We start from the raw sequence: 12,696 nt of genomic DNA on the forward strand, positions 1-12,696 counted from the left end.
AGGTGCGGTATGGCTAAAAAAAGCAAGTTCTTCATGATCTCAGCAATCATCCTGATCGTCGTATTTGCATTGGTATATTTCGGAATCAAATTGACCTCGAACTTAGGAAAGACAGGCACACAAGTGGCTTCCGAAGATGCAGCCAAGGATTTAGGCAAGCTGTATTCGAACATTTCTATTACGAAAGCCGAGCCAGTAAAGGGCCAGATTGACCTTAATCCGACAGATGTCGGGGAGTCGCTGCCGGATATCTCGAAATTCCCGGTAACGGTGGACAATTCGACAGATAACTTTGTTGAGATTTTCTCCTCAACTGAGAAATCAGGAACAGGCGTTGACGGCTGGCTAAGTGAGGTGGCAGCTGAGTTTAACAAAGCCAACATCGTTGTAGATGGGAAGCCCGCTTCGGTCAAGATTCGGAACATTGCTTCCGGGACAGCAGCAGACTATATCAAGTCAGGCAAATATGTGCCGGATGCCTTTACACCTTCCAATGAGTTGTGGGGTGAAATGGTGAAGGCGAGCGGGGTCAAGAATCAGCTGATCTCTAAGCGCCTGGTTGGTAACGTTCCAGGAATTGTCATTGCTAAAGCTAAATACGACAGCCTGGTGAATAAATATGGATCAGTAAATATCAAAATCCTTACCGAAGCCATTGCGAGCAATGATTTCTCCATGGGCTATACAGATCCTTTCGCGAGCTCTACCGGATTGAACTTTCTCCTGACCGCTCTGCACACCTTCGACAGCACGAATATTTTGGGGGATAAAGCTGTTAAGGGGTTTGAGAAATTTCAGTCGAATGTTCCCTTTACTGCATCTACAACGATTCAAATGCGGGATGCAGCCAAATCGGGAAGGCTGGACGGGTTCGTGCTGGAATATCAGACTTATATCAATGCAGAAGACCTGAAGAGCGGGTACGTGTTCACTCCTTTCGGGGTGCGGCATGACAGTCCTTTGTATGCTTTGGGTGATCTGCCTAAGACCAAGCAGGATATCCTTAAGAAATTTGCGGACTTTGTTGCCGGGGAGAAGTATCAGAAAGCGGCAAAAGACAAGGGCTTCAACAATCTGGATAATTATAAACCAGAGATGGGAGCCGTAGACGGGAATCTTCTATCTCAAGCACAACAGCTTTGGAAAGAGAAGAAGAATGGCAATAAACCCATTGCTGCTGTATTTGTAACCGATGTGTCTGGGAGCATGGGTGGAGAACCGCTGAACAGACTCAAGGAATCCTTGTTAAAAGGCCAGAAGTATCTAGGGAAAGACAACAGCATTGGTCTGGTGTCCTATTCGGACAACGTGACTATTAATCTGCCGATAGGAAAATACACAACGAATCAGCAGTCCATGTTCGTCGGTGCAGTGAACAGCCTTCAGGCAAGCGGAGGGACAGCCACTTTTGACGGAATCATAGTCGCCCTTAAGATGCTGCAGGATGAGGTCGCTGCCCATCCGGATGTTAAACCCCTCATCTTTGTACTTAGTGATGGGGAGACGAATCAGGGTTATTCACTAGATGACATCAAAGGAATTGTGGAGACCTACAAAATACCTATATATACCATTGGTTATAACGCTAATATTAAAGCTCTTCAGAGTATTTCGAGTATTAATGAGGCGGCTAGTATTAACGCGGATACCGATGATGTGGTCTATAAGATCGGCAATTTGTTCAATGTTCAAATGTAAGAATCGAGGGGGAGAACCATGTCATTTTCACTGGAAATAGCAAGCCCGGAAGCAATCAAAGCGGCAATTGAAGAGGAAGTCAAACCTGTTCCCGAAGAGGTAGCAAAGCTTAAAGAACTTGCAGATTCCAATGTAGCCGCCATTATGGAACTTGATCTGGAGTCACTGGATAAGCGAAGGGAAATCCTGCAATCTATCGATACATTCGGCTTAAATACAATGAGGATGTCGTCAGATAAGAACACACTGCTGCAGGTGTCGGTAGGGAAACTGTCGCACACAGGGGATGAGGGCGGTCAAGTGGCCAAGGGTCTTGCTGAACTGCATATGCAGCTTAAGGATTTGGACCCGAGTGTCATCGATTTTGCCAAGCAAGGGTTGCTCGGGAAGTTATTCAATCCAATACGAGCTTACTTTCTGAAATTTCAAAAAGCAGATATCGTAATTGCCGATATTGTAACTTCTTTAGATAAAGGGAAAGCAACACTTAAGAATGACAACACAACACTTGAGATTGAACAGCAAACTTTACGTGACCTGACCAAAAAGCTGCAAAAGGAAATTGAGCTGGGAAGTCTTATGGACACAGCCATTGAAGCTCAGATTGAAGCCGCGAGACTGCGAAATGAGGACCCGGACAGGATCCGATTCATTACTGAGGAAGTCCTGTTTCCTCTACGTCAGCGGGTAATGGATTTACAGCAGATGCTCGTCGTCAACCAACAGGGAATCATGGCCATTGAGGTCATTATTCGAAATAACAAAGAGCTTATCCGCGGAGTGGATCGAGCGAAGAATGTCACGATTTCAGCGCTCAAAATCTCCGTAACGGTAGCAAGTGCACTCTATAATCAGAAGATCGTGCTGAAGAAGATAGAACTCTTGAATCAGACGACGAATGAACTGATTGCCGGCACATCCCGTATGTTAAAGAATCAAGGCGCGGAAATACACAAGCAATCCCTTGAGACGAGTATTTCTGTAGATACATTGAAGCAGGCTTTCACCGATGTATTATCGGCTCTGGATTCCATAAGCACCTATAAGCAGGAAGCTCTGCCAAAGATGCGTGAGACTATCACTCAATTCAGGGAACTGGCGGATAGCGGGGAGACACAGATTCAGCGGTTAGAAAAGGGGCATAAGCTAGGCTTATAAGCGAAACGAATACATGGCTACCACCAGAAGAATGGAAACCAACACCAACGGTAAAGCTAACCTTACCCTAGTGTTGGAGGTATTCTATGTGGACTGTGTTTTGGAATTCAATCGTGCTTGCAATAGCGGGCACATTATTTCTTAGAATAGCTGGACGAAATTCCATCTCCGAAATGACAACTCCCCAAGTGACCATACTCCTCATGGTTGGAACTGTCCTTGGATCCGAGATAGGGGGGAAGGGACTGGGAATGTCCGTGTTTGGCACGTTCATTCTTGTACTGTTTCTCGTAGCCTCCGAATGGATCTCGCTCCGCTTCAATCGAGCTGAGAAGCTGCTTAAAGGCTTTGGGACACCGGTCATATCAGAAGGGAAAATGCTGATTGAGAACATGAAGAAGCTACGAATATCTGTGGATGATCTGGAGAAACGTCTGCGGTTGTTGGGAATCTCCCGGATTGAGGATGTCAAAACGGGCACGATCGAGGAAAACGGACAGTTCGGATATGAATTGTATCGTCATGCCAGACCTGTTACCATGGAGGATCTTGAACAGTTATTAAAAGCGAACTTCCCCCATATCGTTATCCCAGCTGAATCCAGCGAAGATAATATTTTTAGCGAAACCTTCAAAGATTCAGGAAAGTCTGATCAACCCAAATACTTGCAGTAATCAACCTATAATGCTCTAAGTAGACGTTCTTCGTCTGCTTTTATCGTATGATGGGAATTAACAAGGAGTATCGCTACAAAAATTAGGGGCACACCTTGGGTGTGCCTTCTTTAATTAGTGGGTAAAGAATAATTAGTAGTAATTAGAGAAGCTGCATAACAAGAATTGGTTTACAAATTATGTATATTAAACTATTCTATGCATGTAATCATTTTATAAAAATTTGTCAAATTTAAAAATGGAGGAGATCAACATGCCAAAGGTAACCGTAGGTACGGAGAACGATGCCCCAATTGAACTTTATTACGAGGATTTGGGTACAGGCAAGCCCGTCGTACTCATTCATGGATGGCCCTTGAGTGGACGTTCCTGGGAGAAGCAGGTACCCGCACTTGTTGAAGCTGGCTACCGGGTAATTACATACGACCGACGCGGGTTTGGTCAATCCTCTCAGCCTTGGAATGGCTATGATTATGATACTTTTGCGGCTGATCTGAATAAGCTCCTTGAACATTTAGATCTGCGTGAAGCCGTACTTGTGGGCTTCTCCATGGGTGGCGGTGAGGTAGCTAGATACATCGGTACTTATGGAAGTGAGCGGGTAAGCAAGGCTGTATTGGCAGCGGCAGTTCCTCCGTTCCTGTACAAATCTGACAGCAATCCAGAGGGAGGATTAGACGATGCGGCAATTAAGGGCTTCGAGGACGGGGTGAGAAGCGATCGAATAGCCTTTCTTGACAACTTTACTCATGGATTCTTTGCAGCCGGAGACAGAACTGACTTGGTGAGCGAACCTTTCCGAATTTATAACCGTGATATTGCTGCTTTCGCCTCTCCTAAAGGTACACTGGACTGTATCTCCGCATTCAGTCGAACCGATTTCCGCGAGGATTTGACTAAGTTCAATATTCCGACTCTCATTATCCATGGCGATTCGGATGCAATTGTTCCTATTGAAGTCAGCGGGAAAAGAAGCCATGAGGCGATACCCGGCAGCCAGCTCGTTGTTATTGAAGGCGGACCACATGGCTTAAACGCAACCCATGCGGAAGCATTCAATTCGGCACTAATTAAATTCCTGGGCAGCTAAGCCACCCGATTAAATAAGAACTGCCCTTCTCCACTGGAGAGGGCAGTTCCTTTATTCATGCTTAAAGGCTTGAAGGTGAGGAGACAAGATCACCTGATTCTTTCTGGTGACTTGACTCCAGGCAGAACGGCAGCATATTTCTAAGCGCCCAAAGCTGTTCATATCCCGAAATCTGCAGATCGGCCAGGGACAAATTCTGGCTGCCGGAGCCGGGATTATTATAACCAATGCAGCGCATTCCAGCGCTATTGGCTGCCTTCACTCCATTGCGTGAATCCTCGATGACGAGGCATTTAGAGGGATTCACACCAAGCAGATTGGCTGCATGCAGGAAAATATCCGGCGACGGTTTGCCGTTAGCGACCTCCTCACCGGACACCCTGACATTGAAATAGCGACCAAGGCCTGTCTTATCCATAATCAGCTCAATTAACACTTTGGGTGAAGAGGAGGCGACGGCAACAGGCACCTGTTTATCGGCAAGCCAATCCAGCCAAGACTCCAAATGGGGCATGGGCTTAAGCTCACTGTGATTCCGCATGATTGTCATAACGTTGTCTTTATGATAGGTAAGAACTTGTTCCAGCGTAAATTCGAGCTGATGCTTATCGAGGACACGCTGCCACATCGTCTCGAGTGTAACGCCCACGTAACCATGATGCTCCGCTTCATCCGGATAGGCTCCAAAGTGAGCAAAGGAGGCCCGCTCAATATCGAAGTAGATAGGCTCACTATCGACAAGCACACCGTCCATGTCAAAGATAACGGCTTCGATCGAATCTTTCTTCCAGGTCTGATCATCAGGTAACATCATCTTCATCACTCCTCCATAAATTAATTTAGACAGGCCGTTAGCTGGATTGCAGGATGACTTTAATGGCATTGGAAGAGGGATTTAGAGTCTTTTCATTCAGATCACAGCCCAAGGCCGAGAACGCCTCAATATATTGATCCAGCGGGTACGTATGTGTAATGATTTTTTTGGCAGGAATAATGTTCTTTTCAATCATGTAGTGGGCGGTTGAGAAGGTGCCAAGTGAGTCAATGGAACCTATAATCTTAAGACTCCGATCGACAATTTCCTTTGGATTAAAGCTGTTAATTCCATCTCTAAGGCCTACAAGCATTAAATAACCACCATGGGCCAGGTTCGACAACACCTGGGTTCCGACAGCGCCGGTCGTGTCGACAATCAGATCAACCTGATGACTGCCCGGAGCCATAGACTCGATGGCTGATTCGAAGGATTCGTGCGTCTGCCAGCGTTCAGGCGTTATGGAACTGGCCATATTCAGACGGTCCTTGGAAATATCCACAATGGAACCCGTGACGCCTTTGGAAGCAAGTGCATAGCTGTACAGCATGCCTATCGGTCCGGCACCCAGCACAATGGTTCTGAAGTTGGGGAGAAGCTTAATTTGATTAATGCCGGTAAGGATACAGCTCAAGGGCTCAGTTAAGGTAGCTTCTTCATAGCTGACATGGTCGGCTAATTTATATAGAAACCGGTCTTCCGTAATATAATAATCGGTAAAAGTTCCGTCTGCACTGACGCCGGTCTCAGTTACTGCCTTATGAAGGCAGTGATTCTGCCGCCCGGTTCTGCACATCTCGCATTGGCCGCAATAGTAGGTAGGATCGATGACGACCCGGTCGCCAGGCATAAGCGTATCCACCGCACTCCCCGTCTTGACCACTACACCTGCAGATTCATGGCCAAGAATAATGGAAGAGGAAGCGTGGTATCTTCCGCTAACAATACCCAGATCCGTGCCGCATACTCCTGTAGCATGGATGCGTACCAGAACCTGATTATCTCTCGTAATCTCGGGAACGGGTCTCTCCTCAAGAGCGACGTCCCACGCCGATTTATAGATTAATGCAAGCATCATTATACCTCCTTGTTAATTAGCCTACGCTTTTTAGCACCGCATCCAGTTTGTCTACAATTTGAGCGATTTCATCTTCGGTAACTGTAAGGGATGGCCTTACTTTCACAACATTTCCGAACCCATACCGGGATCCTCTTAGAATAAGATGTTGATCCGAGAATGCCCGTTCGATAATCGCATTAGCTTTGGCTACATCGGGGGCTCCATCCTGGTCCACAATTTCAAGACCCCACATCAGTCCAACGCCGCGGGCTTCGCCGATACTTGCATATTTCATATCAAGTTCACCCAGCAGGTCTCCTAATATTTCGCCCTTCAATTTGACTTCGTCCAGGAATCCTGGCTCGGATACCACTTCAAGAGTGGATTTGGCAGCTGTTACTGAGATGAGGTTGCTGCCCGAGGTGAAGGAGTGCTCGTGCTTCTCCAGCACATCGAGACGAGATTGCATGATTACCGCAGCCACAGGAACACCAATGCCGCCAAGACCTTTGGCCAAAGTGATGATATCCGGCTTGATATCGAACAGTTCACTGGCGAACATATAGCCTGTCCGGCCAATCCCTGTCTGAACCTCATCGGCAATGAGGATCATGTTATGTTCATCGCAGAGCTTGCGAAGACGCTGGAAATATCCTTCGGGAGGAATAATGTTGCCTCCGTTCCCGAGAATAGGTTCTATAATCATGCAGGCGATGGAGCCGGAGCTTGCATATTCAATTTGATCGGATATGGCTTCTATACATTGAAACCCGCAATTGGGTTGTGAAGAATTAAAAGGGCATCGATAGCAGTAGGGAGCAGGAACGTGCAGCGAATTGGGAACCGCTGAATTCGGGAATTTTCTACGGCGGAAGGCATTTCCTGAGATTCCAGTTGCGAACTGGGTCTGACCGTGATGGGAGAGAAACAGGCTTATGATATCGTTTGCACCGGTATATTTTTGCGCAATTTTCGTTGCACACTCGTTAGCCGTTGAACCTGTAATATCTCTCATCCAGCCTGCATCAATGCCATTCGGTGCATATTCTACCAAGTGGGCCAGAACCTCATCCACATAGGGCTCCGTGAAGGTAGATGACATATGCGAAAGATTCCCAACCTGTTCCTGAACCTTCTCGACTACATGGGGGTGATTATACCCTAACGAAAGATTGAACGTCCCTGATACTCCATCTAAATATTCAACACCTGAATCGTCGATCAACCGGATTCCCTTGCCATATCTAAATCGGTCTTTAGTTAACGTTTGCATAATCATCCCTCCAAATATAGATTGATCAATCTGCCAAGCTAGCTCCTGGTACGGATAGTTTCTTCGGCCTCACCTCCTCAAATGAATCAACAACAACAACAGACCAATTACATTTCGTTGGTTGGCTGAATGATCTGCTTGCTCACACGCTTATTACCTATGTTCCATTGGTGAGAGAGTCCGATAGTTACAAGCAGGATCACGGTAAAGCCTGCCAAAATCCAAACGGTATAGCTGACCGGCCATTCCGTCATACTCCATCCGATCACATACTGCAGTATCGCGCCTCCAATGCCGCCTGAAGCGATGAGTATACTAGTTGTACTCTCGGTCATGCCGGGAATCAATGAGTTCGCATAGACCAAAGCGATAGCGAACAGCCCGGACATGAACACGCCTATTCCAAAAATCAACAGATAGGTAGCCCATTCGCTTGAGTTCAAAGCCATCGCAATTATAAAAAAGAGTGAGCCAAGTGTGCTCCAGAATAAAAAAGGGAGATATTTAACGGATTCGGCAACTCTGCCTACGAATAAACGACCGATTACCATCGCAATCCATAAGAAAGTTACGCTTAAAGAGGCAAGAGACTTAGGAATATGTATCGTCTCGATTAATATGGATGGCAGGAAGTTCATGAACCCTAGCTCCAATCCCATATATACGAAGAAGAAAACGATGAAAATAGCTAGCAGCTTCACTTGTCTGGCAGTATAGCGAGTCTTGGTAACTGGTGAACTTGAGTCCGTCTTGTCACTAGTATGAAGCTTGCTAGAACTGGCTGCAGGCATCGTCATCCAGAGCAGAACCAGAATCAAAGTTATTCCGGAAATAGTGAAGAAAGTGTACGGCCAGACCTTGAGCGTAATGCACAAGCTCACTACAGCAGGGATAAGCAGAGCGCCTACTCCAAAAAATACATCCAGTTTGGCCATGGCTACGGCCTTGCCTTCTTCAGCATATTCAATCGTGAATGCTCCTATGGAGGACTCGATAATACCTGAACCGAACCCTACGAACAGGACCATCAGAATGATCCACATCCAGGAAGGCAGGAATCCCATCACCAGACAGGCGGCAGTAATACAGCAGAGTGCAATGAGAAGCATGCTCCTCCTACCGATGTAGGTTGACATTATCGGGGAGGCAATCACTCCTGCTAGAAAACCGAGAAACTGCAGGAATAGCAAGGTTCCGCCATCGCTGTAGCCCCGTTCATAATGCGATAATAACTCTGGCAGCAGAGAACCCATGAATACACTAGTAATCCCAATTAATAAGTAAAATCCACAGCTAAGCGCAAAGATCCTTTTCACGGAATGGTCCTCCTTAAGATGACGTAAACGAATACGTTGTGAAGATTCGTTGATAACAATTTATACCAATTTTTCCGAAAAGTATATATTTAATTGTAAAAATAGTTCCATATTCTAGTAAAATATGTAAATCAATATTAAGACCTAAATGCACGACAAATAAGCTGCGGTCATCAAGAGACAGCAGCTTGTAAGGATAATCTATTAAGACTTTTATATATCCAAAGTCATCTTATTATTGAGTCGAAAGCTCTATAAGACGGTCAGGAGCAAGAATATCTAGAGTACGAAGCTTCATATGAATGATGCCATCATTTACCCACTGGGTCAGCTTTCGGCTTAATGTCTCAGGAGTGGTGCCGATCATTGAGGAAAGTTCTTTCTTGGCCGCGGGAAGAATTACACGGTAACCGTCTGCACTTTGTTTTCTCCAATAGTGCACGATCATCATGGCAAGCCGCTGCTCCACATCCATGACATGCATGGCTCCGGCCCACTCATCCGCCTGCTGGAGCTGATCACTCATCGCTAGCAAGAAGCTGTAACTGAGCTGCGGATGGCTCTCGAGTAGGGGCCTGAAATCATCTTTGTGCAAGCGGCATATGACCGAAGGTTCGAGCACCTCTGCTGAGGCATAATGTTGTTTGTCCTGCAGTAGTGCGAATTGGCCAAAGAAATCACCGGGGAAGAGAAATCGCAGAATATGTTCTCTTCCATTATCCGCAATTTTGGTGAGCTTCACGAGTCCATGGCTTAGTACGTACAGTGATTCCGACTGTTCTCCCTCATGGAACACATAGCTTCCTTTTGTGAAAGGAGCAGACTTGGCGATTGAAGTTAAGAGTTCTTTTTGATCCGGACTGAGCTTCTCAAAAACGGGGACATGATGAATGCACGATTCGGAATTCTCACAGCATACAGCGGCTTGACACATCATCAAGCACCTCCTTGCAATTCTGGTAGTGGTGTATCCAGCGTACTCTTAAATCAAATGATTCAGGGTGAGGGACGTCACACGAATTCTAGAAAACTTGATCTGGATCAAGGTACATCTCTACGGAACATGGCAAGATAAGTCTTGTAGAGAACAGATGAGCAGCAGGGAGAGAGGGAATATGGATACCTTCACATTTCAAGATATGGGTTCGATCCAGAGAGAACAGCTCGGCAGTCAAGTTCCACTTGAGCTATTTCGCACCATTGAAATTCGGATTAAATAATACTTAGAGGAGGTTACCCTATGCTTGATATTAATTATAATGGGCAGATCGCGGTTATCGATCTGAGGAAGAATATTCTTAAGGGCGAACACCCTAAATCGGAAGTTATGGAATTTGCCAAAAAGGCAGAGAAAGGTACAATTCTGGAGCTGCATCTGCCGCATGCAGCACAGCCGCTGGCTGCTGCGCTGGAGGGAATTGGTTATCCAGCTGTAACTCATCAGCTTGGTCCCGATCATTTCCGGATGATGTGTGTAATAATGGATAAATAGACAACCCAAATTTTAGGAGGAATTAGAAATGGAAAAGAAAACTTTAGCTGAATATACGGAATACCGCAGCGAATCATTCACGAAGAAAATCCTGTTTAAGCAAGGAGATAATGTGGTATTCATGCTGCACTTCATGCCAGGTCAAGCACTGCCTGCCCACAAGCATCCCGGGGCCGATGTGTATATTCTGGTCACCGAGGGAAGCGGGGAGATGACGGTTGACGAAGCCGTTGTTAAGGTATCCAAATCAGAGGTTGTACGTGTTGAAGGCGGGGAGTTATTCGCATATACCAATACGGGAAGCGAGCCTTCAAGCCTATATGTGGTTCTGACCAAAATCCCAGATGAGCGGTATACTCAGGAAGTATAATAAGCAGGAAATTTAGATAGAAGGATGCTTGCGCCTCTTTGGAAAATACAGTAAACTGGCATAGGAATGTCTGTTCGGCATTTCTAATAATCCAAACGAGGTGCGGTATGATCGTAGGAATGTATCCTTATCTTGTAACGAATGGAAATGGACAAGAAGCTGTGAAGTTTTACGAGTCTGCTCTAGAGGCTGAAGTACTGGCCGTACAAACCTTTGGAGATATGCCGGATAATCCCGAGCATCCTACACCTCCGGAAGCCAAGAACCTTGTGCTGAATGCACATCTCAAGGTGGGCAATACGGATCTGATGCTTTCCGATAACTTCCCGGGACAACCTTACCAGATTGGTTCACAAGTCACGATTGCACTAACCGTTAACGAAGCCAAGAAGGCTGAAGAGATCTTCGCCAAGCTTCAGGAAGACGGACAGGTTATTATGCAGCTACAGGAGACATTCTGGAGTCCGCTGTATGGACAATTAACCGACAAATTCGGTGTAACCTGGCAGATATCCACCTTAGGAGACAATTACAAATAACTTTACAGAACAAAGCTGCCCAGGCAGCTTTTTTTATTTTCTTTTTAATATGATAAATATAGACCAAAGGGGAAGCTTGCCTACAAAAACAGTCTCTGTTATCATCAGATTAACTTATTAAACGTGTTAATTAAGTGAATCATGCGGCTAAAGGTGGTGAGAAATTGAGTGATCTAACTACGCATCCGAAAGAGATTCAGAAGGCCATCCTGCGGGACATTCGCTCACGGCTTATTGAGGTCCAAAGTGCAACAAAGGCTGAATTGATGGAGAAGTTGGGAGTCAGCTTCCCGACTATTAGCAAGTTCATTTCACAGATGGAGAAGAGTGGAGAAATTATTCTTACCGGGATGGATGAATCAAACGGCGGGAGAAGAGCGAAGCGGTATACATACAATCCTGAATATATGCTTGGTCTTGCGATCCTTCTGGAGAGGAAGGAGTCACACTATACGATCTTTAACTGCAAGGGAGAGATACTGGAGCAGGGACAGACTTCCAGCGTACTGACAGGAGAACTGCAAGATCTTGTGCAGCAGATTGAGCATATCATCTCAAGGAACCCGAAGATCCGGTCTGTCGCTATTGGAGTTCCTGGTGTTGTTCATCATGGCCGCATTCTCTATATCCCGGACTACGAGCAGTTTCAGAATTTAGATATCAAGAGCTATTTGGAAGAGAGGCTGCCCGTTTCGGTTGTTGTGGAGAATGATATGAATGCTGCGGTACTCGGATATCAATATAACAGGCGGAGACAAGATCGACCCTCATTAATCTATTTGTATTTTGGTCAGAACGGCCCGGGATCTGGCATTATGATTAATGGGGAACTGGTTCGGGGAAGTTCATTTTTTGCGGGGGAGGTCTCCTTCATACCCTTGTATGATCATTGTAACTTTCAACAGGCCTTGAGTGCGGAAGGAGATCAGCACCAACCTCATGCGCAAAGTAAGAGGGTAGACGCAATCAGCCGCTTAATCGCAGCGTTTACAGCCATTGTCAATCCCCACACGATTATATTCACTAAGGATGAGGTTAACCGGGCCCTCCTAATTCAGATTGCTGAACAAAGCAAAACCTATATTCCGAAGGAGAATCTCCCGGAGCTGACAGCAAGTGACTGGACACAGGATTATTTAGTGGGACTTCAGACCTTGGGAATTGGGATCATGATTTCGGAATCGCATAATTAATTACTACAGACAGAGGTGT

13 protein-coding genes are annotated in these 12,696 nt (G+C 45.9%); 8 read left to right on the plus strand and 5 right to left on the minus strand.

Going from position 1 to position 12,696, the window contains the following annotated elements:
• Window positions 1–9: 9 nt before the first annotated feature.
• The 4 genes from EJP77_RS01460 to EJP77_RS01475 all read left to right on the plus strand — a co-directional run bounded on the left by EJP77_RS01460 (window position 10) and on the right by EJP77_RS01475 (window position 4,620).
• Complete coding sequence (locus tag EJP77_RS01460) at window positions 10–1,698, plus strand: substrate-binding and vWA domain-containing protein (protein ID WP_127197414.1); 1,689 nt, start codon at window positions 10–12, stop codon at window positions 1,696–1,698.
• A gap of 18 nt (window positions 1,699–1,716) precedes the next feature.
• Entirely contained in the window at window positions 1,717–2,856 is a 1,140-nt protein-coding gene (locus tag EJP77_RS01465; protein WP_127197415.1) for a toxic anion resistance protein, read from the plus strand.
• An 86-nt stretch (window positions 2,857–2,942) separates the two neighbouring features.
• Window positions 2,943–3,530: a DUF421 domain-containing protein gene (locus tag EJP77_RS01470; RefSeq protein ID WP_127197416.1), complete on the plus strand. Its 588-nt coding sequence runs from the start codon at window positions 2,943–2,945 to the stop codon at window positions 3,528–3,530.
• A 253-nt stretch (window positions 3,531–3,783) separates the two neighbouring features.
• Complete coding sequence (locus EJP77_RS01475) at window positions 3,784–4,620, plus strand: alpha/beta fold hydrolase (RefSeq protein ID WP_127197417.1); 837 nt, start codon at window positions 3,784–3,786, stop codon at window positions 4,618–4,620.
• A gap of 61 nt (window positions 4,621–4,681) precedes the next feature.
• On the opposite strand, the gene EJP77_RS01480 is transcribed toward EJP77_RS01475, so the two are convergent.
• The 5 genes from EJP77_RS01480 to EJP77_RS01500 all read right to left on the minus strand — a co-directional run bounded on the left by EJP77_RS01480 (window position 4,682) and on the right by EJP77_RS01500 (window position 10,020).
• Window positions 4,682–5,434, minus strand: coding sequence for an HAD family hydrolase (locus tag EJP77_RS01480; protein WP_127197418.1), 753 nt, complete (start codon window positions 5,432–5,434; stop codon window positions 4,682–4,684).
• Window positions 5,435–5,471: 37 nt separating this feature from the next.
• Window positions 5,472–6,509, minus strand: a complete 1,038-nt coding sequence (locus tag EJP77_RS01485) for a zinc-dependent alcohol dehydrogenase (RefSeq protein WP_127198253.1) — start codon at window positions 6,507–6,509, stop codon at window positions 5,472–5,474.
• Between the two features lie 19 nt (window positions 6,510–6,528).
• Complete coding sequence (locus EJP77_RS01490; protein WP_127197419.1) at window positions 6,529–7,767, minus strand: aspartate aminotransferase family protein; 1,239 nt, start codon at window positions 7,765–7,767, stop codon at window positions 6,529–6,531.
• A 107-nt stretch (window positions 7,768–7,874) separates the two neighbouring features.
• A complete protein-coding gene (locus tag EJP77_RS01495) occupies window positions 7,875–9,083 on the minus strand; it encodes an MFS transporter (RefSeq protein ID WP_127197420.1) in 1,209 nt (402 codons plus the stop codon).
• Window positions 9,084–9,318: 235 nt separating this feature from the next.
• Entirely contained in the window at window positions 9,319–10,020 is a 702-nt protein-coding gene (locus EJP77_RS01500; protein WP_127197421.1) for a Crp/Fnr family transcriptional regulator, read from the minus strand.
• Window positions 10,021–10,323: 303 nt separating this feature from the next.
• Between EJP77_RS01500 and EJP77_RS01505 the strand changes: the two genes are divergently transcribed.
• The 4 genes from EJP77_RS01505 to EJP77_RS01520 all read left to right on the plus strand — a co-directional run bounded on the left by EJP77_RS01505 (window position 10,324) and on the right by EJP77_RS01520 (window position 12,677).
• Entirely contained in the window at window positions 10,324–10,575 is a 252-nt protein-coding gene (locus EJP77_RS01505; RefSeq protein WP_127197422.1) for a DUF2249 domain-containing protein, read from the plus strand.
• A 28-nt stretch (window positions 10,576–10,603) separates the two neighbouring features.
• Window positions 10,604–10,945 carry a cupin domain-containing protein gene (locus tag EJP77_RS01510; protein ID WP_127197423.1) on the plus strand — a complete coding sequence of 114 codons (342 nt, stop codon included), beginning with the start codon at window positions 10,604–10,606 and terminating at the stop codon, window positions 10,943–10,945.
• A 107-nt stretch (window positions 10,946–11,052) separates the two neighbouring features.
• Window positions 11,053–11,484 carry a VOC family protein gene (locus EJP77_RS01515; protein ID WP_127197424.1) on the plus strand — a complete coding sequence of 144 codons (432 nt, stop codon included), beginning with the start codon at window positions 11,053–11,055 and terminating at the stop codon, window positions 11,482–11,484.
• Window positions 11,485–11,648: 164 nt separating this feature from the next.
• Entirely contained in the window at window positions 11,649–12,677 is a 1,029-nt protein-coding gene (locus EJP77_RS01520) for an ROK family transcriptional regulator (protein ID WP_246021611.1), read from the plus strand.
• The last annotated feature ends 19 nt before the right edge of the window (window positions 12,678–12,696 follow it).

This window comes from Paenibacillus zeisoli, from assembly GCF_003994465.1.
Classification (GTDB): Bacteria; Bacillota; Bacilli; order Paenibacillales; family Paenibacillaceae; genus Fontibacillus; species Fontibacillus zeisoli.